General features: G+C 55.9%; 21 protein-coding genes. 4 read left to right on the top strand and 17 right to left on the bottom strand.

Annotated features, from left to right (window positions below; genetic code table 11):
- Positions 1-44: 44 nt before the first annotated feature.
- The 3 genes from menF to ACQG0T_RS15500 all read right to left on the bottom strand — a co-directional run bounded on the left by menF (position 45) and on the right by ACQG0T_RS15500 (position 2,247).
- Entirely contained in the window at positions 45-1,340 is a 1,296-nt protein-coding gene (gene menF, locus ACQG0T_RS15490) for an isochorismate synthase MenF (protein ID WP_426723822.1), read from the bottom strand.
- A gap of 86 nt (positions 1,341-1,426) precedes the next feature.
- On the bottom strand, positions 1,427-1,732 hold the full coding sequence (gene elaB / locus ACQG0T_RS15495) for a stress response protein ElaB (RefSeq protein WP_017693006.1): 306 nt from the start codon (positions 1,730-1,732) through the stop codon (positions 1,427-1,429).
- 50 nt (positions 1,733-1,782) lie between these two features.
- Positions 1,783-2,247 (bottom strand): GNAT family N-acetyltransferase, encoded by a 465-nt coding sequence (locus ACQG0T_RS15500; RefSeq protein WP_023295084.1) that lies wholly within the window; start codon positions 2,245-2,247, stop codon positions 1,783-1,785.
- A 71-nt stretch (positions 2,248-2,318) separates the two neighbouring features.
- Between ACQG0T_RS15500 and rbn the strand changes: the two genes are divergently transcribed.
- Positions 2,319-3,236, top strand: coding sequence for a ribonuclease BN (gene rbn / locus ACQG0T_RS15505; RefSeq protein ID WP_015572275.1), 918 nt, complete (start codon positions 2,319-2,321; stop codon positions 3,234-3,236).
- A 64-nt stretch (positions 3,237-3,300) separates the two neighbouring features.
- Positions 3,301-4,305, top strand: a complete 1,005-nt coding sequence (locus ACQG0T_RS15510) for a chemotaxis protein (RefSeq protein WP_033487377.1) — start codon at positions 3,301-3,303, stop codon at positions 4,303-4,305.
- A 164-nt stretch (positions 4,306-4,469) separates the two neighbouring features.
- Here the strand turns inward: ACQG0T_RS15510 and nuoN are convergent, their stop codons facing one another.
- The 14 genes from nuoN to lrhA form a co-directional block, all read right to left on the bottom strand.
- Positions 4,470-5,927, bottom strand: coding sequence for an NADH-quinone oxidoreductase subunit NuoN (nuoN, locus tag ACQG0T_RS15515; protein ID WP_015572273.1), 1,458 nt, complete (start codon positions 5,925-5,927; stop codon positions 4,470-4,472).
- A gap of 6 nt (positions 5,928-5,933) precedes the next feature.
- Positions 5,934-7,463 (bottom strand): NADH-quinone oxidoreductase subunit M, encoded by a 1,530-nt coding sequence (nuoM, locus tag ACQG0T_RS15520; protein ID WP_003861498.1) that lies wholly within the window; start codon positions 7,461-7,463, stop codon positions 5,934-5,936.
- Positions 7,464-7,632: 169 nt separating this feature from the next.
- On the bottom strand, positions 7,633-9,474 hold the full coding sequence (nuoL, locus tag ACQG0T_RS15525; RefSeq protein ID WP_015572272.1) for an NADH-quinone oxidoreductase subunit L: 1,842 nt from the start codon (positions 9,472-9,474) through the stop codon (positions 7,633-7,635).
- Positions 9,471-9,773: an NADH-quinone oxidoreductase subunit NuoK gene (gene nuoK, locus ACQG0T_RS15530; RefSeq protein WP_003861496.1), complete on the bottom strand. Its 303-nt coding sequence runs from the start codon at positions 9,771-9,773 to the stop codon at positions 9,471-9,473. Before nuoK ends, nuoL begins: the two co-directional genes overlap by 4 nt.
- Positions 9,770-10,324, bottom strand: coding sequence for an NADH-quinone oxidoreductase subunit J (nuoJ, locus tag ACQG0T_RS15535; protein WP_003861493.1), 555 nt, complete (start codon positions 10,322-10,324; stop codon positions 9,770-9,772). The genes nuoK and nuoJ overlap by 4 nt, the downstream gene beginning before the upstream one ends.
- A 10-nt stretch (positions 10,325-10,334) precedes the next feature.
- Positions 10,335-10,877 (bottom strand): NADH-quinone oxidoreductase subunit NuoI, encoded by a 543-nt coding sequence (gene nuoI, locus ACQG0T_RS15540; protein WP_003861491.1) that lies wholly within the window; start codon positions 10,875-10,877, stop codon positions 10,335-10,337.
- 14 nt (positions 10,878-10,891) lie between these two features.
- The gene (gene nuoH, locus ACQG0T_RS15545; protein ID WP_003861490.1) at positions 10,892-11,869 is read right to left on the bottom strand and encodes an NADH-quinone oxidoreductase subunit NuoH; all 978 of its coding nucleotides are present in this window, start codon (positions 11,867-11,869) and stop codon (positions 10,892-10,894) included.
- Positions 11,866-14,589 (bottom strand): NADH-quinone oxidoreductase subunit NuoG, encoded by a 2,724-nt coding sequence (gene nuoG, locus ACQG0T_RS15550; protein ID WP_252051221.1) that lies wholly within the window; start codon positions 14,587-14,589, stop codon positions 11,866-11,868. The genes nuoH and nuoG overlap by 4 nt, the downstream gene beginning before the upstream one ends.
- Before the next feature lie 54 nt (positions 14,590-14,643).
- A complete protein-coding gene (gene nuoF / locus ACQG0T_RS15555; protein ID WP_003861487.1) occupies positions 14,644-15,981 on the bottom strand; it encodes an NADH-quinone oxidoreductase subunit NuoF in 1,338 nt (445 codons plus the stop codon).
- Entirely contained in the window at positions 15,978-16,478 is a 501-nt protein-coding gene (gene nuoE / locus ACQG0T_RS15560) for an NADH-quinone oxidoreductase subunit NuoE (protein WP_006176513.1), read from the bottom strand. The genes nuoF and nuoE overlap by 4 nt, the downstream gene beginning before the upstream one ends.
- 2 nt (positions 16,479-16,480) lie before the next feature.
- Positions 16,481-18,283 carry an NADH-quinone oxidoreductase subunit C/D gene (gene nuoC / locus ACQG0T_RS15565; protein WP_003861484.1) on the bottom strand — a complete coding sequence of 601 codons (1,803 nt, stop codon included), beginning with the start codon at positions 18,281-18,283 and terminating at the stop codon, positions 16,481-16,483.
- An 89-nt stretch (positions 18,284-18,372) separates the two neighbouring features.
- Positions 18,373-19,047: an NADH-quinone oxidoreductase subunit NuoB gene (nuoB, locus tag ACQG0T_RS15570; RefSeq protein ID WP_003861482.1), complete on the bottom strand. Its 675-nt coding sequence runs from the start codon at positions 19,045-19,047 to the stop codon at positions 18,373-18,375.
- 15 nt (positions 19,048-19,062) lie between these two features.
- A complete protein-coding gene (nuoA, locus tag ACQG0T_RS15575) occupies positions 19,063-19,503 on the bottom strand; it encodes an NADH-quinone oxidoreductase subunit NuoA (protein WP_003861475.1) in 441 nt (146 codons plus the stop codon).
- 631 nt (positions 19,504-20,134) lie between these two features.
- Positions 20,135-21,073, bottom strand: a complete 939-nt coding sequence (gene lrhA, locus ACQG0T_RS15580; RefSeq protein WP_017693002.1) for a transcriptional regulator LrhA — start codon at positions 21,071-21,073, stop codon at positions 20,135-20,137.
- 937 nt (positions 21,074-22,010) lie between these two features.
- Between lrhA and alaA the strand changes: the two genes are divergently transcribed.
- Both alaA and yfbR read left to right on the top strand, forming a co-directional pair.
- Entirely contained in the window at positions 22,011-23,225 is a 1,215-nt protein-coding gene (alaA, locus tag ACQG0T_RS15585) for an alanine transaminase AlaA (protein ID WP_003861471.1), read from the top strand.
- Positions 23,226-23,341: 116 nt separating this feature from the next.
- The gene (gene yfbR / locus ACQG0T_RS15590) at positions 23,342-23,941 is read left to right on the top strand and encodes a 5'-deoxynucleotidase (protein WP_003861468.1); all 600 of its coding nucleotides are present in this window, start codon (positions 23,342-23,344) and stop codon (positions 23,939-23,941) included.
- Positions 23,942-23,962: the final 21 nt, after the last annotated feature.

The raw sequence follows: 23,962 nt of genomic DNA on the forward strand, positions 1-23,962 counted from the left end.
AAAAGTCAGAATTTTGATATGAATCGGGATTGCACGAATCAGTATTAATCCCTTAGGAGAAGGGAACGCAGCCCGGCGGCCTTGTTTTCGATCTCCTGCCACTCCTGCTCCGGATCGGAGCCGCTGACGATGCACGCCCCCGCATAAAGACGCAGCGCAGCGTCGTGAACGCGGGCGGAGCGTAATGCCACACAGAATTCGCTTTGATCGCGCGATAAATAGCCCGCCGACCCGGCGTACCACTCCCGGTCAAACGGCTCCACTTTCGCAATAAATTCTCGCGCCGCCTGTCGCGGCAGCCCGGCCACCGCCGCCGTCGGTTGCAGAATATGCAGGCACTGCTCGTCGTCAGGCTGTTTAAGTTCGGTCCAGATACAGCGACGTAAATGCTGCACCTTGCGCAGACGCAGCACCTGCGCAGGCAGGATCTCCAGCGTCCGGGTATGGTGCTGAAGACGCTGGCAGATATCTTCCACCACCAGCATATTTTCCCGCTGATTTTTGTCGTCGTTCATCAGCCAGTCGCCCAGACGCTGAGCCTGCTTATCGTCAGAATGGCTGGCGACGGTGCCTGCCAGCGCTTCAGTGCGCAGCAGCGTGCCGCGTCGCCGCCACAGGCGTTCGGGCGTCGAGCCGAGGAACGCGTTGCTGGCGTCAAAGACCATACAAAAATGATAACAGTTGAGGTTTAGCGCGCGGCTGGCAGCCATCAGCGCGATGGCATTCACGGACTGCTGGCAATGCACGTCTGTAGCACGTGCGAGGACCACTTTCTCAAAATCGCCGCGAGCAAGGGTATCCGTCGCCTGACGAATCAACGCCAGCCATTCCGGTTTTTCCGGATGATGGGTTTCCTGCACAATCTGCACGGACAACGGGCGGATCGGCGCGGCGTCGCGCAGGTTATCGACAAAATTCAGCGCCTCACGGGCATCTTCCCGCAGCGACGTTTCGCTCCACAGTTGCAGACGCAGCGTGGCGACCCCGCCAGACCGTCGCCAGAGAAGGCGCGGTAAAAACAACTTGCCCTGCGCCGGGTTGAAGGCGTTCAGGCCGCAGATACGGGTGTCATTGGCTACGTCGTGGGTGTGCAAAAACCGCGAGGCCGAGGCCAGAGAATCGAAATGGGCGAGGCTTCCGAGCGCGGCAAGTTCTTCATCACCGCTGCGCTGTTGCCAGTAAAACTGAGGATAGCATCGCTGCACACCGAGCCAGGCCAGCGGATCGAAGGCGTCGTTTAACGGGAAAGAGACATCGAAATGGCGTAAACCGGGTGTAGCTGGCAATGCTTGCGCAAGCTGAGTACGCAGGCTTTGCAGCGCGAGGAAAATCGAGTGCACGCGAACCTCTCCCTGTTAAAGCCTTATATTATACGGGGTACTGACGATAAATAGCAGTACCCACGTGTAGGGAGTGGTTTACCGGCTTAACGACGGGCTAACAGCAGACCCAGCACCAGCCCTACGGCCGCACCGACCCCAATGCCCTGCCACGGTTTTTCATGCACATAATCGTCAGCACGATAAACCGCCTGCTTGGCGCGGTAGTAGTAATTGTCGGATGCGTTACTGACGCGGTTTTTCACGTCATGCAGCGCCTGCTCGGCGCGGGCTTTGAGCTCAATGTACTTCTGATCGGCAGGATCGCCTGAAGAGCGCAGCACTTCTTCCAGCGTTTCGCTTAGCAGCGTCAGGTCGTCGTCGACTCGGGTATCCCAGGATTGAAATGACATATTTTTCTCCATGTTAGTACACCAGTCCGGTAACTATAGACAACGTATTGCTATTGCGCCTGTTTCGCTTCGCGTGCCATGCCGATGTGTGGGATGCCGTCTTCGTCGTAAATGTCCGTGACCGGGGTAAAACCAAAATGGCCATAGAATGATTGCAAATGCGCCTGCGCGCCCAGGTATAACGCCTTGTCCGGCCACTGTTTCTGGCATGCGTCCAGCGTTTTTTCCATCAGCTGATAGCCCAGCTTTTCACCGCGCGCGCGGCCGCTGATAATGACGCGGCCAATGACGACAGGGTCAAAATCCTCTTCGCTTTTCAGAATCCTCGCATACGCCACCAGCTCGTTATCGCGCCAGCCGAGGATGTGCCGGTTCTCGCCGATCAGGTCATCGCCGTCGATATCCTGATACGGGCAGGTTTGTTCAACCACAAAGACTTCGCAGCGCAGCTTGAGCAGGGCGTAGAGTGAATGCACGGTCAGTTCGCTGTGGTGTAGATCTTGCCACTGGATCATGTGTTTCTCCTTCCTGGTGTTCATCACGTTATACTAAACCCCTTCCCATTCGGCAAAGGGCTGATTGCGTTATGGAACTGATTTTTCTGGGTACGTCCGCCGGGGTGCCAACCCGCTCACGAAACGTGACGGCGATTCTGCTGGATCTTAAGCATCCTACCCGGGGTGGGCTGTGGCTGTTTGACTGCGGCGAGGGTACGCAACATCAGCTGCTGCATACCTCATACCACCCGGGGAAAGTGGATAAAATATTTATCACCCATCTGCACGGCGACCATCTGTTTGGCCTGCCGGGCCTGCTGTGCAGCCGTTCGATGGCCGGTAACGCTAACCCGCTGACCATTTATGGCCCCGCGGGTATTCAGGAATTTGTTGAAACCACGCTGCGCCTGAGCGGCTCGTGGACCGATTATCCGCTGGAGGTGTTAGAGATCGGCGAGGGTCTGGTGTTCGATGACGGAGATTACCTGGTGCGCGCTTACCCGCTTAACCATCCGGTGGAATGCTACGGCTATCGCGTTGAGGAGCATGACAAGCCCGGGGCGCTGAACGCCGCCGCGTTGCAGGCTGATGGGGTGAAACCAGGCCCGCTGTTCCAGCGTCTGAAGCACGGCGAGACCGTCACGCTGGAAGACGGGCGCGTCATCAACGGTCAGGATTACCTCGCCCCACCGCAGCCGGGCAAAAAACTGGCTATTTTTGGGGATACCGCCCCCTGCCCTTCGGCGCTCAGGCTTGCCAGAGGTGTAGATGTGATGGTGCATGAGGCGACGCTGGAAGCGGCGATGGAAGAAAAAGCCAACAGCCGGGGGCACAGCTCTACGCGTCAGGCGGCGCAGCTGGCACGTGAGGCTGGCGTCCGGAAACTGATTGTTACTCACGTCAGCTCACGCTATGACGTCCGCGGCGCTGAAAGCCTGCTGGCAGAGTGCCGGGAAGTATTTCCGGCATGCGAGCTGGCGGAAGATTTTGCTCAGGTCAGCGTTTAGTCCTTCATTTTTCCCTCAGCGTGCCGATAACGATTAAAAGGCCAGCATTTCTCTTGAGGGTAGAATGGATAATTTCCAGAAAGATATTGATGACAGGGCAAACCTGACCCTGTCCAACCGTTTTGAACTGTTGCTGTTCCGTCTTGGCACCTCTCTGAACGAAAATAAATCCGAGCTGTTCGGCATCAACGTATTCAAATTGCGCGAAATTGTGCCGATGCCGACCTTCACCAAACCGGCGGGAATGAAGTCTCCGCTGATGGGGATGGTGAACATTCGTGACCAGGTGATCCCGGTGATCGATCTGGCCGCCGTCGCCGGCTGCAAACCAGCCACCGGGCTGAACATCCTGCTGATCACCGAATATGCCCGCAGCGTGCAGGCGTTTGCCGTAGAATCGGTGGAAAACATCATGCGTCTGGACTGGAAGCAGGTGCACGCCGCGGAAACCGCCGTCAGCGGTCGCTACATCACCAGCATTGCCTGTCTGGACGAGAAGACCGATACCAACGATCTGGCGATGGTGCTGGACGTGGAGCAGATCCTGTACGACATCACCCCGGCGAACCACGATCTGCACGCCACCCATCTGGAAACCACCAAATTCAACATCAACCCTGGCTCTGTCGCGATTGTTGCAGAAGATTCAAAAGTAGCGCGCTCAATGCTGGAGAAGGGATTGCAGGCGATGGAGATCCCGGCCCAGCTGCATATCACCGGCAAAGACGCATGGGAGAAAATCACTCAGCTGGCCGCGCAGGCACAGGCCGAGGGCGTTCCCGTTACCGATAAGATTGCCCTGGTATTAACCGACCTCGAAATGCCGGAGATGGACGGATTTACGCTGACGCGCAAAATCAAAACCGACCCGGTACTGAAAGATATTCCGGTGGTGATCCACTCGTCTCTTTCCGGCAACGCGAACGAAGATCATATTCGCAAAGTGAAGGCGGACGGCTATGTGGCGAAGTTTGAGCTGAACGAGCTGTCGTCGGTGATTGAAGAGGTGCTGGACCGCTCGATGAAGAAGATTGAAGGGCCGTTGATTAGCCGCAAGCAGCTGGCTTAGTCGGGTGGCGCTACGCTTACCCGATCTACAGGACCCGTAGGCCCTGCAAGCGTAGCGCCGCTGGGCATGTTTTACTCTGTGCGGGCTGGTGCCCTCACCCCGGCCCTCTCCCACGGGGAGAGGGAGAAAACAATAAAAAACCCGCCGAGGCGGGTTTTTTGTTTTTACATCAGCGGCATCGCGCGCTGCACGATATCAATCAGCGGCTGCGGATAGATACCGAAGATCAGCACCAGCAGCGCGGAGATCAGCACCACGATACCGCCGGCGCTGTACTGCCAGTTGGACGGCGCATCGCGGTTGAGCTGCTGAGGCGCGCTCAGGTACAGGCTCACGGCAACGCGCAGGTAGTAGTAGAGACCAATCGCGGAGCCGATAACGACACCCGCCGTCAGCCACCACAGACCCGCCTGCACACCGACGGCCAGCACGTAGAACTTACCGATAAAGCCCAGCGTCATCGGGATACCCGCCAGAGAGAGCATCATCACGGTCATTACCGCAGACAGAATCGGACGGTGCCAGAACAGACCACGGTAGGAGAACAGGGAATCCGCATCCGGGCCACGGTACGGGCTGGACATCAGGCTCACCACGCCGAACGCGCCGAGGCTGCTAAACAGGTAACCGGCCAGATAGACGCCCACAGTTTCCATCGACATCTCACCGCTTTGCAGCGCAATCAGCGCCACCAGCAGGTAACCCAGATGGGAGATAGAGGAGTAGCCCAGCAGACGCTTGATGTTGGTCTGGCTCAGCGCCATCAGGTTACCGAAGATGATGGACACGAACGCGATAATGCCCAGCACCACGCGGACCGCTTCGCTGTCACCCACCGGGGCGTACAGGAACAGACGCATGACCACACCGAAGATAGCGATTTTGCTCGCCGTCGCCAGGAAGGTCGAGACCGGTGCAGGGGCACCCTGGTATACGTCTGGCGTCCACAGGTGGAACGGAACCAGTGAAAGTTTAAAGCCAAGGCCAACAATCATCATGCCCAGACCCGCCAGCAGCAGCGGCTCATGCATCATGCCGTCGCCAAGGCTCTTACCGAGCGCCATGAAGGAGAGATTACCCGTCTGTGCGTACAGCAGCGCGATACCAAACAGCAGGAACGACGACGCGGCAGCAGACAGGATCGTGTACTTGATTGCCGCTTCCAGAGAGCGCTTCTGGCGGAAAGCGTAACCAATCAGGCCGAACAGCGGGAGTGAGATCAGCTCAATACCGAGGAACAGCGCGGCCAGGTGGTTCGCGTTCGCCAGCAGAATACCGCCCAGTGCGGCAATCAGTACCAGCAGGTAAAACTCTTCTTTGTTGTCGTTGTAACCTTCGAGCCACGGATACGCAAAGGTACAGGTTGCCAGGCTCGCCAGCAGCACCAGACCGGTGTAGAGCATGGCGTAACCGTCAACGCGCATCAGCGGCGTGACGTCCATCGCTCCCGCCTGGCCAACAAACCAGAGGGAAACTAACGCAGCGTTCAGACCCAGAACGGACAGGGTCGCATTCAGGAAGTGATTGCGTCGCCACGCAATGGAGAGCATCACAACCACCACCGTCAATCCGACGATCAGCAGCGGTAGCAGCGCGATCAGTTGTTGTGGAGTTATTGTCATGGCGAATTACGGCCTTGTAGTAGAAGCAGAATTAACAAACCACTGCTGGATGTTACCCATCGCGGAGTGCGAGGTATCCAGAATCGGCTGCGGATAGAAGCCCAGCAGCACCAGCAGTACGACCAGCAGCAGGATGATGAACAGCTCACGCAGCGACATCCCCGGCAGTTCTTGTGCAGCAATTTCACTCTTCGCTTTACCGAAGTAAGCGCGGTGCAGCATCGCCAGCGAGTACACGGAGGCAAATACCAGACCAAAGGTGGAGATGACGGTGATCGTCGGTACCACGTTGAAGCTGCCGAACAGGATCATAAACTCGCCGACGAAGTTACCGGTACCCGGCATACCCAGAGTCGCCACCGCGAAGAACATGGAGAGCGCCGGCAGCCATTTCATTTTGCCCCACAGGCCGCCCATCATACGCATGTCGCGGGTATGCAGACGTTCGTACAGCTGACCACACAGGATGAAGAGACCGGCAGCAGACAGGCCGTGCGCAATCATCTGGATCACCGCCCCCTGGTACGCCAGCTGGCTGCCGGTGTAGATGGCAATCAGCACGAAGCCCATGTGGGAAACGGAGGTGTAAGCAATCAGACGTTTGATGTCGTACTGCGTGAAGGCCATCCATGCACCGTAGAAGATACCGATCACGCCAAGCCACATGGCAATCGGCGCGAACTCTGCGGAGGCGTTCGGGAACAGCGGCAGGGAGAAACGCAGCAGACCGTAGGCCGCCGTTTTCAGCAAGATACCCGCCAGGTCAACGGAACCCGCCGTTGGCGCCTGAGAGTGCGCGTCCGGCAGCCAGCCGTGCAGCGGTACGACCGGCATTTTCACCGCGAAGGCGATGAAGAAGCCGAGCATCAGCAGGTATTCCACACCGTGAGACATCGGGGTCTTCAGCAGGTCTTCGTAGTTGAAGGTCCAGACGCCGGTCGCATTGTAATGCACAAATACCAGCGCCAGGATGGCAATCAGCATCACCAGACCACTCGCCTGGGTATAGATGAAGAACTTGGTGGCCGCCGTGATACGCGTTTTACCGTCGGACGCCTTATGGCCCCACAGCGCGATCAGGAAGTACATCGGCACCAGCATCATCTCCCAGAAGAAGAAGAACAGGAACATGTCGATGGCCAGGAACACGCCGATCACGCCGCCCAGGATCCACATCAGGTTCAGGTGGAAGAAGCCCTGATATTTTTCGATTTCTCGCCAGGAGCAGAGTACCGCCAGAACGCCGAGCAGACCAGTCAGCACCACCATCAGCAGCGACAGACCGTCAATCGCGAGGTGGATCGTAATACCGAAACGTGGGATCCACGGCAGAATGAACTCAGACTGCCACTGCGGAAGGCCCGCGGACTGGGTCAGTGAGTAGCCACCCTGCAACCAGAGTTGCAGACCAAGCGCGAGCGTCAATCCCATGGTGATCAGCGCGATCCAGCGCGGCATCTTCACGCCAAAGCGTTCGGTCTGCCAGCACAGGAAGCCGCCGATGAAGGGAATTAATATTAGCCAGGGTAGTAACATGGCGATTTTTATTCCTTGTTAAAGTCCCTCAGGGACCGATTTTCAACGAATTCGACAAAATTCACGTTTGAGTGCGGGGCCTTTTGCCCGGTGGCGCTTCGCTTACCGGGCCTACGGTCCGTAGGTCGGGTAAGCGAAGCGCCACCCGACAATCCCCGCTAACTCAAAATCAACGCAACACCATCAGCAGCGCCAGTATGACAACCGCACCGATGCTCATGGACGCCACATACCAGCGCAGATAACCGTTCTCGCTGAACAGCAGGCCTTTACCTGCAAAGCGAGAGAGGATCGCCGGGATATTCATCAGGCTGTTCAGTGGATCGCGCTTCAGCAGCCACGCAATGCCCAGGAACGGCTTCACGAAGATCATGTCGTACAGCCAGTCGAAGCCCCATGCGTTGTACCACCAGGTGCCCAGCAGACGGCCCGGCGCGCTGTTGGCAACGGCAGTCACCAGCGTGCGTTTGCCCAGCCACAGCCATGCGGCAATCAGGATGCCCGCGATAGCCACTACGCCGGAGGTGATTTCAAGCGTCAGAACGCGACCGTGCTCAAGCTCGGTTGTCGCCGGCAGTACGCCCTGCAACGGTGGCACAATCATCGCGCCAACGAAGGTGGACAGGACCAGCAGCACAATCAGCGGCAGGTGGTGGGTAATCCCCTTCCCTGCGTGAGCGTGAATTTGTTCTTTACCGTGGAAGACGATGAAAATCATACGGAAGGTGTACAGGGAGGTCATAAACGCACCGACCAGACCCGCAACCATCAGATTGATATGACCATTCGCCATGGCGCCCGCCAGGATTTCGTCCTTACTGAAGAAGCCTGCGGTGATCAGCGGCAGTGCCGCCAGCGCCGCGCCGCCTACCAGGAAGCAGACATACACCAGCGGGATAGACTTACGCAGTCCGCCCATTTTGAAGATGTTCTGCTCGTGGTGGCAGGCCAGAATCACCGAACCGGATGAGAGGAACAGCAGCGCTTTAAAGAACGCGTGCGTCATCAGGTGGAAAATGGCCGCGTCCCACGCCTGAACGCCCAGCGCCAGGAACATGTAGCCAATCTGGCTCATGGTGGAGTACGCGAGAACGCGTTTGATGTCGGTCTGCACCAGCGCGGCAAAGCCAGCCAGCACCAGCGTAACCGCACCGACGATACCCACCAGATGCAGAATTTCCGGGGTCATCAGGAACAGGCCATGGGTACGCGCAATCAGGTAGACACCGGCGGTAACCATGGTTGCGGCGTGGATCAGCGCGGAGACAGGGGTTGGACCCGCCATCGCGTCGGCCAGCCATGTCTGCAACGGCAACTGCGCGGATTTACCCACAGCGCCACCCAGCAGCATCAGCGTTGCCCACCACAGCATGTTGTTGCCTGCTTCGAAGTGCGCCGGCGCCAGTTCCACCATTTCGCGGAAGTTTAGCGTGCCCAGTTCGTTGTAAAGAATGAACAGCGCGAAAGCGAGGAACACGTCACCCACGCGGGTCACGACGAACGCTTTCATGGCCGCTGCGCCATTCTTCGGATCGGTGTAGTAGAAACCGATCAGCAGGTAAGAACACAGACCCACGCCTTCCCAGCCCAGATACATCAGCAGCAGGTTATCGGCCAGCACCAGAACCACCATGCTGGCGATAAACAGGTTGGTGTAGGCGAAGAAGCGGGAGTATCCCTCTTCACCGCGCATGTACCAGGAGGCGAACATGTGGATCAGGAAGCCGACGCCGGTAACTACGGAGAGCATGGTCAGAGACAGACCATCCAGCACCAGGTTGAAACCGATGTTGAAGTTACCGACCGACATCCAGTTCCACAGCGGTACGCTGTAGGCCTGACGTCCATTGTTAAAGAAGTCGATACCCGCATACGCTGTGACCAGCGCAGCCAGGCCGATAGAGCCAATGCCCACGGTGGCAGACAGATTCTCAGACCAGCGGCCGCGAGAAAAAGCCAGCAGCACGAAGCCAATCAGCGGAAAAATAATGGTTAAGGCAAGCATGTTCATCCACGCAACTCACTTACTGAATCGATGTTCAGGTTCTGGCGGCGACGATGGAGCTGTAGCAACAGCGCCAGGCCAATACTCGCTTCAGCAGCCGCGAGGCTGATGGCGAGAATGTACATCACCTGACCATCGGTCTGGCCCCAGTAGCTACCGGCGACCACAAAGGCCAGCGCGGAAGCGTTGATCATGATTTCCAGACCGATCAGCATAAACAGCAGATTGCGGCGGATAACCAGACCGGTTAAGCCCAGAACGAATAAAATCGCAGCGAGGATCAGTCCATGTGTTAAGGGGATCATGCGCGTTCCTCCGTTTTTCTTTTCGCGCGGTCGTCAGTGCGGTTGCTCAGCACCTCGCCGACACGCTCTTCGCGGCCAACGTGGAAGGCCACAACCAGACCCGCCAGCAGCAGCATTGAGGCCAGCTCAACCGCCAGAACGTACGGACCAAACAGGGTGATACCCACGGCTTTCGCGCTGATTGGCGTCCCGTCGATACCCTGGTCGTTGACGCCCAGAATGGCGTAAACAATCACCGCCAGCATGATGGCCGACAAAATTGCCGGACCAATCCACACCTGCGGTTTTAACCACTGACGTTCCTGCTCAATTTCAGAGCCGCCCAGGTTCAGCATCATCACCACGAACACAAACAGCACCATGATGGCCCCGGCGTAGACGATGATTTCCAGCGCACCAGCGAAGTGCGCGCCCAGCGCAAAGAACACCCCGGAAATAGCCAGCAGCGAAATGATTAAATACAGCAGCGCATGCACCGGATTGGTGTGCGTGATCACTCGCAGCGTAGCCAGGATGGCGATAAGGCCACAGATATAAAAAGCGAATTCCATTGCCCTCTCCTTACGGTAACAGGCTCTTGACGTCGATAGGCTTAGCTTCGTTCTCTGCTTCGCCTTTATCTTTGCCGTCGATTGCCATACCCGCCATCCGGTAGAAGTTATATTCCGGGTATTTGCCCGGACCGGAAATCAGCAGATCCTCTTTCTCGTACACCAGATCCTGACGCTTGTACTCACCCAGCTCGAAGTCTGGAGTCAGCTGAATCGCCGTGGTTGGGCACGCTTCTTCACACAGACCGCAGAAAATGCAGCGTGAGAAGTTGATGCGGAAGAACTCAGGGTACCAGCGGCCGTCTACCGTCTCTGCTTTTTGCAGAGAGATACAGCCCACCGGACACGCTACCGCACACAGGTTACAGGCAACGCAACGCTCGGAACCGTCCGGGTCGCGCGTCAGCACGATACGTCCACGGTAGCGCGGCGGCAGATATACCGGCTCTTCCGGGTACATCCGGGTTTCGCGTTTGGCAAACGCATGCAGGCCGATCATCCAGATACTGCGTACCTGGGTGCCGAAACCTACCAATAATTCTTTTAAGGTCATGATCTCAAAGCCCCTTATGGCTGCTGCCAGAGAATGACAGCCGCCGTTACCAACAAGTTGACGAGCGTCAGCGGCAGGCACACTTTCCAGCCGAAGGACATTACCTGGTCATAACGCGGACGCGGTAACGCTGCGCGAATCAAAATGAACATCATCATGAAGAACGCGGTTTTCAGCGCGAACCAGATGAACGGCGGTAAGAACGGGCCATGCCAGCCACCAAAGAACAGCGTTACCATCAACGCGGAAATGGTGACGATACCGATGTACTCGCCCACGAAGAACAGACCGAACTTCATACCGGAATATTCAATGTGGTAACCGTCGGCCAGTTCCTGTTCGGCTTCTGGCTGGTCAAACGGGTGACGGTGACACACCGCCACGCCCGCGATGGCAAAGGTAATAAACCCAAAGAACTGCGGGATAACGTTCCAGATGTCGGCCTGGTTGTTGACGATGTCGGTCATGTTAAATGAACCGGCCTGCGCCACCACGCCCATCAGGGAGAGCCCCAGGAACACTTCGTAGCTCAGCGTCTGCGCGGAAGCACGCATCGCACCCAGCAGCGAGTATTTGTTGTTACTGGACCAGCCTGCGAACAGCACCGCGTAAACCGCGAGGCCTGCCATCATCAGGAAGAACAGAATGCCGATGTTCAGGTCAGCCACCACCCAGGTCGGGCTGACAGGAACGATAGCAAACGCCAGCAGCAGCGAGGTGAAGGCAATCATCGGCGCCAGCGTAAAGATCACGCGGTCCGAGAAGCGCGGAACCCAGTCCTCTTTAAAGAACATCTTGATCATGTCCGCGACCAGCTGGAGTGAACCACCCCAGCCCACGCGGTTCGGTCCGTAACGGTTCTGGAACAGACCGAGCAAACGACGTTCACCAAAGCTCATGAACGCGCCGCAGGTGACGACCACCAGCAGAATCACAACCGCTTTCAGAATGCTCAGCAGGATGTCGATAAGATCCGGCGTTAACCAACTCATGCTTTTGCCTCCTGAAGGTTATCAAGATGCGCACCCGCCAGGACCGGCGCGATGCCAGGCATACCCATCGGCAGACCCACCTGCCCTGCTGACAGGCGTTCAGAAATAATCAGCGGCAGGCTGATTGTCTGGCCGTCGTAGCTAAAGGCAATGTTCGCACCCGCGTTAACGCCAAGCTTCGCGGCATCCGCCGGGTTGAGCTTGATGTACGGCTGCGGCATACGCTGCTGGAATACCGGAGAACGCTGGGACATTTCGTCGCTACCGAACAGATGGTAGTACGGTGCAATACGCCAGTGACCTTCCTGCGCCTGGAAGCTCGCCGGAACGGTGGTGAAGAAGTCCAGACCGGTTTCGGAGGCTTCAATCAGACGCACGCCCGGATCGCCGTGGCGCAGGTGACCGCCCACTTCAGCCTGGAACTTGTTCCATGCCTGCGGGGAGTTCCAGCCCGGTGCCCATGCAAACGGGATTTGCGAACGCGGCGCAGACGGCTGGTTGTTCCCTTCCATCGAGAAGGCAAACATGGTGTCTTTATCCTGCGGCTGACGCGGTTCGTGCACGCTGATGTTGGCGCGCATCGCGGTACGACCGCTGTAGCGGTGCGGCTCACGCGCCAGTTTCTGGCCGCGAATGCGGAAGCTTGCGTCAGGCGCGGCGTCTTTAATGCCCGCCAGCTGAGGCAGTTTCTCAACAACCGCGTCAATAACGTGGTCGAGCTGCGTCCAGTCCACTTCACGGCTCTGCACGGTGCTGTGCAGAGAGTGCAGCCAGCGCCAGCTTTCCAGCATCACGGTTTTGCTGTCGTAGTAGGCCGGGTCATAAACCTGGAAGAAACGCTGGGCGCGGCCTTCGTTGTTGATCACCGTCCCGTCGCTTTCTGCGAAGCTTGCCGCAGAGAGCACGAGGTGCGCTTTGTCCATGATCGCGGTGCGCTGATGGTCGATAACCATCACCAGCGGCGCTCTGGAGAGCGCGGCGTCAACGCGAGCGGCAGAAGCATGGCGATGCAGGTCGTTTTCCAGCACCACAACGGCGTCAGCGGCACCGGATTCCAGTTCGCTTAACGCGTCTTCCAGCGAGCCGCCGCCAATCATACCCAGACCGATGCTGTTCACCGCACGGGCAATCATAGTCACACCGACGTCAGCGCCGCGGCCCTTCAGGGCTTTGGCAACGTTCGCTGCGGCCTGAATGATTTCAGCGCTACCGGCGTTGGTACCGGAAATAATCAGCGGTTTCTTCGCCCCCGCCAGCGCCTGAACAATCACGTCGACCTTGTTTTGCAGGTCGCGATCCAGTTCAACGGCAGGCGAGTTGCTGTCCAGCGCGTGGGCAATGGCAAAGCCGAGGCGCGCCTGATCTTCAACCGGCGCGCAGTAGGTCCACGCGGCGATATCGTCCAGACGGGTGTTGTCGACGTTAGTCACAAACAGAGGATGCTTCGCGCGCTGGCCGATGTTAAGGATGGCCGCAATCTGCCAGTCAGCCACTTTCTGCGCCGCTGCCATTTCACGTGCTTTGCCTTTCACCGCCTGACGAACCGCCAGAGCCGCGCGTGCGCCGGTCTGCGTCAGGTCTTCACCGAGCACCAGAACCGCATCATAGGATTCGATTTCGCGCAGCGCAGGCGTATGAATGCCGCCTTCACGCAGCACTTTCAGCACCAGCTGGAGACGTTCCTGCTCGCCCTGGGCGATACCGGTGTAGAAGTTTTCCGCCCCAACCAGCTCGCGCAGCGCGAAGTTGCTTTCGATGCTGGCGCGCGGGGAGCCGATGCCGATCACTTTCTTCGACTGACGCAGAATATCTGCCGCGCCCTGCATCGCCTGCTCGGCGTTGAGGGTAATGAAGTCGTCGCCACGGCGCTGAACCGGCTGACGCGGACGGTCTTTCAGGTTCACATAGCCATAGCCGAAACGACCGCGGTCGCAGAGGAAGTAGTGGTTAACGGTACCGTTGTAACGGTTTTCGATACGACGCAGTTCGCCGTAACGTTCACCCGGGCTGGTGTTACAGCCGAGGGAGCACTGCTGGCAGATGCTTGGCGCAAACTGCATGTCCCATTTACGGTTGTAACGTTCAGAGTGGGTTTTATCCGTGAATACGCCAGTCGGACAGATTTCTACCAGGTTACCAGAGAATTCGCTTTCCAGCGTACCGTCTTCCGGACGACCGAAGTAGACGTTGTCATGCGCGCCATATACGCCCAGATCCTGACCGTCTGCATAATCTTTGTAGTAACGCACGCAGCGGTAGCAGGCGATGCAACGGTTCATTTCGTGAGAGATGAACGGCCCCAGATCCTGGTTACGGTGAGTACGCTTGGTAAAGCGATAGCGACGGAAGCTGTGACCGGTCATGACGGTCATATCCTGAAGGTGGCAGTTACCGCCCTCCTCACATACCGGACAGTCGTGCGGGTGGTTGGTCATCAACCACTCCACCACGCTTTCACGGAACTGTTTGGCTTCTTCGTCATCAATCGAAATAAAGGTGCCTTCGGCGGCTGGCGTCATACAGGACATCACCAGGCGACCACGCGTGTCTTCCGCGTTTTGATATTGCTTCACCGCACACTGGCGGCAAGCACCGACGCTGCCCAGCGCCGGATGCCAGCAAAAGTACGGAATATCGAGGCCAAGAGACAGACAAGCTTCCAGCAGGTTGTCCGCCCCGTTGACTTCGTATTCTTTGCCGTCTACATGAATCGTAGCCATTAGCATGCTTCCAGTTGGCTCGGCCGAAACCGAGCGTTAATCAAAATTCTGTTTTTACCAGCGCGCTTTCAGCAGGTTCGGCTGAATACCATTGATCGAATGGGTATTGCTGAACGGCTGCTTGATGCCTGCTTCGAATTCGTCGCGGAAATATTTAATCGCGCTTTGCAGCGGCTCGACGGCGCCCGGTGCGTGGGCACAGAAGGTTTTACCCGGCCCTAAGAATCGACACAGTTGCTCAAGTGTCTCGATATCGCCAGGCTGGCCTTCGCCACGTTCGATAGCACGCAGGATCTTCACGCTCCACGGCAGACCATCACGGCACGGTGTACACCAGCCGCAGGACTCGCGGGCGAAGAACTCTTCCAGGTTACGCACCAGGGATACCATGCCGATCTCGTGGTCGACGGCCATCGCCAGCGCGGTACCCAGACGGCTGCCTGCTTTACCAATGCTTTCGAACTCCATTGGCAGGTCAAGGTGGGCTTCGGTCAGGAAGTCCGTCCCTGCCCCACCCGGCTGCCAGGCTTTGAATTTCAGGCCATCGCGCATGCCGCCGGCGTAGTCTTCAAGAATTTCGCGTGCGGTGGTGCCGAACGGCAGCTCCCAGACGCCAGGGTTCTTCACGCGACCGGAGAAGCCCATCAGCTTGGTACCGGCATCTTTGCTTGAGGAGATGCCCTGATACCACTCCACGCCGTTCGCGAGGATCGCCGGGACGTTGCACAGGGTTTCGACGTTGTTGACGCAGGTCGGTTTACCCCACACGCCGGAGCTTGCCGGGAACGGTGGCTTGGAGCGCGGGTTCGCGCGGCGGCCTTCCAGGGAGTTAATCAGCGCGGTTTCTTCACCGCAGATGTAACGTCCGGCACCGGTGTGCACGAACAGCTCGAAGTCAAACCCGGTGCCCAGGATGTTTTTACCCAGCAGACCGGCTTCAGTGGCTTCGGCAATCGCGCGACGCAGGTTTTCAGCCGCTTCGATGTATTCACCGCGCAGGAAGATATAGCCACGGTACGCTTTCAGCGCGAACGCGGAGATCAGCATGCCTTCCACCAGCAGGTGCGGCAGCTGTTCCATCAGCAGGCGGTCTTTATAGGTACCCGGCTCCATTTCATCGGCGTTACACAGCAGGTAACGGATGTTCATGGATTCATCTTTCGGCATCAGGCTCCACTTCAGACCGGTGGAGAAGCCCGCGCCGCCGCGGCCTTTCAGGCCAGACTCTTTCACCGCGTTAACGATGTCGTCCGGCGCCATGCCGCCGAGGGCTTTACGCGCGCCGGCATAGCCGTTTTTGCTCTGATATTCGTCGAGCCAGACCGGCTGTTTGTCATCACGCAGACGCCAGGTCAGCGGATGCGTCTCAGCAGTACGAATTACAGTTTTCATTTGTACTGCTCCAGCAGGTCAGGAATTGCTTCCGGCGTCAGATGGCTGTGAGTGTCCTCATCAATCATCATGGTCGGCCCCTTGTCGCAGTTACCCAGGCAGCAGGTTGGCAGCAGAGTAAAGCGTCCGTCGAAGGTGGTCTGGCCCGGCTTGATATTGAGTTTCTTCTCAATCGCAGCCTGAATGCCCTGATAACCGGTGATGTGGCAGACCACGCTGTCACAGTAGCGGATCACATGGCGGCCTACCGGCTGACGGAAGATCTGGCTGTAGAACGTGGCTACGCCTTCTACGTCACTTGCCGGAATGCCCAGCACTTTTGCGATCTCGTAGATCGCCCCATCCGGCACCCAACCACGCTGTTTCTGTACGATTTTCAGCGCTTCAATGGACGCCGCACGCGGGTCTTCGTAGTGGTGCATCTCGTGCTCAATGGCGGCACGCTCTGCTTCACTCAGCTCAAAAGCCTCGGTTTGTGGTTGTTGATTCTCGTGCATAATTAGCGGTCCACATCTGACATAACAAAATCGATACTACCCAGATACACAATCAGGTCGGAGACCAGACTGCCGCGAATGGCGGCCGGGATCTGCTGCAAGTGTGCGAAGCTTGGCGTACGCACGCGGGTGCGGTAGCTCATGGTGCTGCCGTCGCTGGTGAGGTAGTAGCTGTTGATACCCTTGGTCGCTTCAATCATCTGGAAGGATTCCTGTGCCGGCATGACCGGGCCCCAGGAAACTTGCAGGAAGTGGGTGATCAGGGTTTCGATATGTTGCAGCGTGCGCTCTTTCGGTGGCGGCGTCGTCAGCGGGTGATCCGCCTTGAACGGGCCTTCCGGCATGTTATTGAGGCACTGCTCAAGGATGCGCAGGCTCTGGCGCAGCTCTTCCACTTTCAGCATCACGCGGGTGTAGCAGTCGGATACGCCGCCGCCAACCGGGACTTCAAAGTCGAAGTTCTCGTAACCAGAGTAAGGACGGGCTTTACGCACGTCGAAATCAATACCCGTCGCACGCAGACCTGCACCTGTGGTTCCCCACTCCAGCGCTTCTTTCGCGCCGTAGGCAGCAACGCCCTGGGAACGGCCTTTCAGGATGGAGTTACGCAGCGCGGCTTTCTCGTAAGACGCCAGACGTTTTGGCATCCAGTCGAGGAATTCACGCAGCAGACGGTCCCAGCCGCGCGGCAGATCGTGCGCCACACCGCCGATGCGGAACCAGGCCGGGTGCATACGGAAACCGGTAATCGCTTCCACCAGATCGTAGATTTTCTGACGGTCGGTAAAGGCGAAGAAGACCGGCGTCATCGCGCCGACGTCCTGAATGAACGTGGAGATGTACAGCAGGTGGCTGTTAATACGGAACAGTTCAGACAGCATCACACGAATCACGTTAACGCGATCCGGGACGGTGATGCCTGCCAGTTTCTCAACGGCCAGCACGTATGGCATTTCGTTCACGCAGCCGCCGAGGTATTCGATACGGTCGGTGTACGGAATGTAGCTGTGCCAGGACTGACGCTCGCCCATCTTCTCGGCACCACGGTGGTGGTAGCCGATGTCAGGCACGCAGTCGACAATTTCTTCGCCGTCAAGCTGAAGGATAATACGGAACGCACCGTGCGCAGAGGGGTGGTTTGGACCGAGGTTGAGGAACATGAAGTCCTCGTTTTCGGTGCCGCGCTTCATGCCCCAGTCTTCCGGCTTGAAGGTCAGCGCTTCCATTTCCAGATCCTGCTTGGCTTTGGTCAGCTCAAACGGGTCGAATTCGGTGGCGCGTGCCGGGTAGTCTTTACGCAGCGGGTGGCCGGTCCAGGTCTGCGGCATCATGATGCGCGTCAGATGCGGGTGACCGTCGAAGGTCATGCCGAACATTTCCCAGGTTTCACGCTCGTACCAGTTGGCGTTCGGGAAAAGTTTGGTGATCGTCGGCAGATGCATGTCGTTTTCAGACAATGCCACCTTGAGCATGATATCCGTGTTGCGGTCTATTGAGATCAGGTGGTAGAAAACGGAAAAATCCGCAGCAGGGAGACCCTGGCGGTGCGTTCTCAGACGTTCGTCCATGCCGTGTAAGTCAAACAGCATGACGTAAGGTTTTGGCAATTTCTTGAGGAAATCGACAACTTCCAGTAATTGCTCACGCTTCACCCAAACAACGGGTACCCCGGTGCGGGTGGCCTGAACAGTAAAGGCATCCGGCCCAAAACGGTTGCGCAGTTCGCCAATAACGGGGTCATCGAGATGATCCCGGGTCTGCCAGGCGGCTTCTTGCGCGGTTAAGTCGGTCATATTGTTCACCATTGCAAATGGTCCGTGGTGACTGTTAAGCCTGGCTTCGCGCTATTTGAGTAGTGATATGCGAAGGTGTTCTCCAGGCCCACAGGCGCAAATTAAATTTCGTCAGGCGTACGCAGGTTGGTGACGGCAATACGTTCACCACGTTTACGCTCGCGCTCAGACTGCATGTTCGCGCGATAGACACCCTGATCGCCAACAACCCATGAAAGCGGGCGGCGTTCTTTACCAATTGACTCCTGGAGCAGCATCAGCGCCTGCATATAGGCCTCTGGACGCGGCGGGCAGCCCGGGATGTACACATCCACCGGAATGAACTTATCAACGCCCTGCACAACGGAATAAATGTCGTACATACCGCCGGAGTTTGCACATGCGCCCATGGAGATAACCCATTTTGGCTCCAGCATCTGGTCATAAAGACGCTGAATAACCGGTGCCATCTTGGTAAAGCAGGTCCCGGCCACCACCATCAGGTCAGCCTGACGTGGAGAAGCACGCAGTACCTCGGCCCCAAAACGCGCAACGTCATGCACCGCAGTGAATGACGTCACCATTTCAACGTAGCAGCAAGAAAGGCCAAAGTTGTATGGCCAGATGGAGTTCTTACGACCCCAGTTGACCATGTCGTGCATGGCATGTTCGAGCTTGCCCATGTACACGCTTTTGTTGACTTCTTGCTCCAGGGGGTCGGTTACGATCTCCTGTTTTTGCAGGGGGTAACGGTCATTCTCACCGTTAGGATCTATGCGGGTGAGCGTATAATCCATCTTATTGCCTCGCTGTTACTGCTGACGATTAGAGATACTGTTTTCCGGATTGATGTGTTCACGGCGTGAACGCACAGGTGTCCAGTCCAGCGCGCCAATACGCACCAGATAAACCAGACCGGCCAGTAACACTAAAATGAAAATTGCGGCCTCGACAAAGCCCACCCAACCACTTTCGCGAATGGAGGTAGACCACGCGAAGAGGTAAAGCGCTTCCACGTCAAAAATGACGAAGAACATGGCTACCAGGTAGAACTTGGCAGACAGGCGTAAGCGAGCGGTACCTACTGAATCAATACCTGATTCGAAAGGTGTGTTTTTGTGCCTTGCGCGGGCGCGACCGCCCAGGAACCAGCCGCCGACTAACATCAGGCAGCACAGGCCAATGGCTACAATAAGAAAGATTGCGAATGCCCAGTGATGAGCGATGACTTCTGTGGATGTTGACATACTCATTGCTTACTCATCAAAAGTGATACCGACGACACTGCTCTTGCTGGCAGATGGGCATCACATCGATTCATGGGGAGGAACAAAATAACCTTACACTAACTGTCAGAAATGAGACATAGACAGCAAAATGATGGGGTTTTTTACTCCTTTCTATAACCTTTTGTCAACTTTAACAAAGGTTTCTTCACATTAAATTACAACGTGCGATTCTCATTAACATTTGGTGCCCTTTAACCCTGGTGGGTACATGACTTTCCGTCAAATGCATCTTGTTGAATCGTGTCCGTTTTGGAAGTAAAAAAAATAACCCTCCTATTTTGACAGGATTTGCCAACGATTCCTCCCCCCAAATGGGAGTATTTTCTTGATCTGAGACACGCTTTTGTTAATTCAATCAAAAAAACAGCAACATATTTCCTGTTTTTTTAACATCGGCGGGGTATGAGGTAAGTTAGAACAGGTATTGTTTACATATTAACCAAAAACATTTTCTGCATTGATAAATAAGCGGTATTTGCTTTATCCCTGCTCCATTCACGGTTATGAATAGCAAAAAAAACCACTCGCAGGAAAAAATCATGCGAGTGGCTCTTTTTTGCACTTACATTTTGTTACGAGAATTTTGAGGGAATGATCACTCAAAATCCCCTTCCACGATCAGGGAGTCGTCCCCTCCTTCGGGAGTAACAGGCGCGTACTGCCATGGATTGTGGTAGTTTTCCATTGCCTCGAACACCACTTTTGCCAGCTCGTTGTTGCTGGCGGCGTTATGGCACAGCAGGTACTCCGTATCCGGCAACGACGGGAGTCCCTCGGATTGACCCAGCACACGCAGATCGGGGCTCATCATCTCCACCGGACGGGCCGTTACGCCAAGCCCGGCCTTCACCGCCGCTCGCACTGCGGGCAAGGTTGACGCCACGTACGCCAGGCGCCATGGAATACCGGCTTCGTTGAGCGCAGCCAGCACCATATCGCGGAACGGACTCGGATCGTCCAGCAGGACCAGGGGTATCGGCTCACCTTTCTGCAATACATACTCCGCGGCACAGTACCAGTGCGTTGGAGAAGTACGCAGCGTCAGGCTGTCAAACTGGCCAGGTCGATGCGTGGTGACCACCAGGTCAACCTCGTTTTCTTTCAGCATCTCAACCATGAAAGCATTGCGTTTAACGCTAACGTCCAGGGCAAGCTTCGGATAAACCGAGCTAATTCGGTTGAGAAGGAAGGGTAAAATGGTATCTGCTGATTCATCTGACGCCCCTAATGTTAACACTCCCTGAAGGTTGCTAAACATTAATGACATACAGGCTTCATCATTAAAGCGCAGTATCTTTCTGGCATAACCCAGAAGCTGAATACCATGTTCTGTTAAAAGCTTATTACGTCCATGACGCGCAAAAAGCTCTTTACCAACCAGTTGTTCCAGCCGCTGCATTTGCTGACTCACGGCGGACTGGGTACGGCAAACGGCGGCAGCAGCTGCTGCAAAAGTGTTGAGATCGGCGACCGCAACAAACGTTCTCAGCAGATCGAGGTCGAGATTCATTATCGGACGATTTGCATTTATCATATCTTTTCACTTTCAGGTTGCTCGTGCGGAGCTGCCCGGGTTGAAGCTGTGTGTAACAGTTAAGCAATTCCTTCTGAAGAGTTTCCCTCGCATCCCGGCCCGGCAGACTGCCTGACAGATAGTTATTGTACTGCGGTATATCACCAGTCAGAAATCACGTTTCATGACGTTATTTTTATTCTCTTGCGTCCAGGATATTTCGTTGTTTGCAGGTCGATGTTAATACCATAAAGAGTAAGACATGTTTTCTGCCATCTATATCGCAGCGTTGGCAACGTAGCAAGATGTGACTTACCCAATCAGCCAGAGATAATTTTAACAATAACAATCGATTAATACAGGAAAGCAGTATCCGATATACGTAACAGGCCTATCGCTATGCTGCATTCCCGAAACACATCTTAACCCAAATCCACTATATTTATAAGTCTTATTGCAATATTAAGGATTTACCGCCAATGATAAGCAACTACACTCTTTTTATTAAAATTAACGAAAGTTGCATTTTCGTCGTTAATAATAAATAAAGTTTAATTTAGATTCAGGCCATTCATTAATAACCCTTAACATTAATTTCACATGAGTAACTTTTAACCTGGCTTTGCTAATATGGCAATCGGTATCTCAGCATTCAGGTTTTACGAATGGTCACTCAGGGGGACTAATGCATCAGCCCGAATCGTCTTTTTATTTATCCCAGAATAATATTCATCTTTATATGAAATTTTTAGCACAAACAACCCAACCTCCCTCTTTATCACGATAAATTCAGGCACAAAATCACTCCGTCGTTAGAGTAAGCGATCACCGCGGCATTGCCCGGTTGGACGAAATCTTCTTCTGTGCGCCCTTCAAAACGAAGCGCGGTGGGAGTACATTGTTCCGTGCTCACTTCCACGGCAGGAAGTTGCAATAATAGCGAAAAGGTTAAAGGTTCATGTCCCCTATCGAAAAATCCAGCAAGCTCGACAACGTCTGTTACGACATCCGTGGCCCGGTACTCAAAGAGGCAAAACGCCTTGAAGAGGAAGGCAATAAGGTTCTGAAACTCAACATCGGCAACCCCGCGCCATTTGGTTTTGAAGCGCCGGATGAGATCCTGGTGGATGTGATCCGTAACCTGCCCACTGCACAAGGCTACTGCGATTCAAAAGGGCTTTATTCCGCCCGTAAAGCCATCATGCAGCACTATCAGGCTCGCGGTATGCGCGACGTCACCGTTGAAGATATCTACATTGGCAACGGTGTCTCGGAGCTGATCGTTCAGGCGATGCAGGCGCTCCTGAACAGCGGCGATGAAATGCTGGTTCCTGCCCCGGATTATCCGCTGTGGACGGCTGCGGTGTCCCTGTCCAGCGGTAAAGCGGTGCACTACCTGTGCGACGAATCCTCTGACTGGTTCCCGGATCTGGATGATATTCGCGCCAAAATTACCCCGCGCACCCGGGGTATCGTGATCATTAACCCGAATAACCCGACGGGTGCGGTCTATTCAAAAGAGCTGCTGATGGAGATCGTCGAGATCGCCCGCCAGCACAACCTGATCATCTTTGCCGACGAGATTTACGACAAGATCCTGTACGACGCGGCGCAGCACCACTCTATCGCCGCGCTGGCGCCCGATCTGCTGACGGTCACCTTTAACGGACTGTCTAAAACTTACCGCGTTGCCGGTTTCCGTCAGGGCTGGATGGTACTGAACGGTCCGAAAAAACATGCGAAAGGCTACATTGAAGGGCTGGAGATGCTGGCATCCATGCGTCTGTGCGCCAACGTACCGGCGCAACATGCGATCCAGACAGCTCTCGGCGGCTATCAAAGCATCAGCGAGTTTATCGTTCCAGGCGGCCGCCTGTATGAACAGCGCAACCGCGCATGGGAATTGATTAATGATATTCCGGGCGTCTCCTGCGTGAAGCCTAACGGCGCGCTGTATATGTTCCCGAAAATCGACGCGAAGCGCTTCAATATTCACGACGATCAGAAAATGGTGCTCGACTTCCTGCTACAAGAAAAAGTGCTGCTGGTTCAGGGGACGGCGTTTAACTGGCCGTGGCCGGACCACGTGCGTATCGTGACGCTGCCGCGCGAAGACGATCTCGAGATGGCCATCAGCCGCTTCGGGCGCTTCCTCTCCGGGTACCATCAGTAACGCTGGCTTTCCGCCGGGTAGCGCTGCGCTTACCCGGCTTCACCATCCGCAAATTTGCATCTTCCCTCCCCTCCCCGCACAATGAAGTCTGTCGCAGTGAAGACATAAGGTAACCTATGAGTCAGAGTCATTTCTTTGCCCACCTCTCCCGCCTGAAACTCATCAACCGCTGGCCGCTGATGCGCAATGTGCGTACTGAAAATGTGTCTGAGCACAGTTTGCAGGTTGCCATGGTCGCGCACGCGCTGGCCGCGATTAAAAACCGCAAATTCAACGGGCAGGTGAATGCCGAACGTATCGCCCTGCTGGCGATGTATCACGATGCATCGGAAGTGCTGACCGGGGATCTGCCTACGCCGGTGAAATATTTCAACTCGCAGATTGCCCAGGAATATAAGGCCATTGAGAAGATTGCCCAGCAGAAGCTGATCGACATGGTGCCTGAAGAGCTGCGCGATATCTTCGGGCCGCTGATCGATGAGCATCAGTATACGGAAGAGGAGAAATCCCTGGTTAAGCAGGCCGATGCGCTGTGCGCCTACCTGAAGTGTCTGGAAGAGTTATCCGCCGGGAATAACGAATTTTTACTGGCAAAAACGCGTCTGGAAAAAACGCTGGAATCCCGTCGCAGCGAAGAGATGGACTACTTTATGCGCGTGTTTGTGCCGAGCTTCCATTTGTCGCTGGATGAGATTAGCCAGGATTCGCCACTCTGATTTTCGCCCAGCGGCGCGGCG

The organism is Enterobacter cloacae complex sp. 302F9, assembly GCF_050030335.1.
GTDB lineage: Bacteria > Pseudomonadota > Gammaproteobacteria > Enterobacterales > Enterobacteriaceae > Enterobacter > Enterobacter hormaechei_C.

Coding starts and splice junctions, on each gene's coding strand:
- ACQG0T_RS15500 (WP_023295084.1), bottom strand. CDS start 2,247: ATGATCCAGTGGCAAGATCTACACCACAGCGAACTGACCGTGCATTCA.
- nuoN (WP_015572273.1), bottom strand. CDS start 5,927: ATGACAATAACTCCACAACAACTGATCGCGCTGCTACCGCTGCTGATC.
- yfbR (WP_003861468.1), top strand. CDS start 23,342: ATGAGTCAGAGTCATTTCTTTGCCCACCTCTCCCGCCTGAAACTCATC.
- nuoC (WP_003861484.1), bottom strand. CDS start 18,283: ATGGTGAACAATATGACCGACTTAACCGCGCAAGAAGCCGCCTGGCAG.
- alaA (WP_003861471.1), top strand. CDS start 22,011: ATGTCCCCTATCGAAAAATCCAGCAAGCTCGACAACGTCTGTTACGAC.
- rbn (WP_015572275.1), top strand. CDS start 2,319: ATGGAACTGATTTTTCTGGGTACGTCCGCCGGGGTGCCAACCCGCTCA.
- nuoA (WP_003861475.1), bottom strand. CDS start 19,503: ATGAGTATGTCAACATCCACAGAAGTCATCGCTCATCACTGGGCATTC.
- nuoL (WP_015572272.1), bottom strand. CDS start 9,474: ATGAACATGCTTGCCTTAACCATTATTTTTCCGCTGATTGGCTTCGTG.
- nuoB (WP_003861482.1), bottom strand. CDS start 19,047: ATGGATTATACGCTCACCCGCATAGATCCTAACGGTGAGAATGACCGT.
- ACQG0T_RS15510 (WP_033487377.1), top strand. CDS start 3,301: ATGGATAATTTCCAGAAAGATATTGATGACAGGGCAAACCTGACCCTG.
- nuoM (WP_003861498.1), bottom strand. CDS start 7,463: ATGTTACTACCCTGGCTAATATTAATTCCCTTCATCGGCGGCTTCCTG.
- nuoJ (WP_003861493.1), bottom strand. CDS start 10,324: ATGGAATTCGCTTTTTATATCTGTGGCCTTATCGCCATCCTGGCTACG.
- lrhA (WP_017693002.1), bottom strand. CDS start 21,073: ATGATAAATGCAAATCGTCCGATAATGAATCTCGACCTCGATCTGCTG.
- nuoH (WP_003861490.1), bottom strand. CDS start 11,869: ATGAGTTGGTTAACGCCGGATCTTATCGACATCCTGCTGAGCATTCTG.
- elaB (WP_017693006.1), bottom strand. CDS start 1,732: ATGTCATTTCAATCCTGGGATACCCGAGTCGACGACGACCTGACGCTG.
- nuoK (WP_003861496.1), bottom strand. CDS start 9,773: ATGATCCCCTTAACACATGGACTGATCCTCGCTGCGATTTTATTCGTT.
- nuoF (WP_003861487.1), bottom strand. CDS start 15,981: ATGAAAACTGTAATTCGTACTGCTGAGACGCATCCGCTGACCTGGCGT.
- nuoI (WP_003861491.1), bottom strand. CDS start 10,877: ATGACCTTAAAAGAATTATTGGTAGGTTTCGGCACCCAGGTACGCAGT.
- nuoE (WP_006176513.1), bottom strand. CDS start 16,478: ATGCACGAGAATCAACAACCACAAACCGAGGCTTTTGAGCTGAGTGAA.
- nuoG (WP_252051221.1), bottom strand. CDS start 14,589: ATGGCTACGATTCATGTAGACGGCAAAGAATACGAAGTCAACGGGGCG.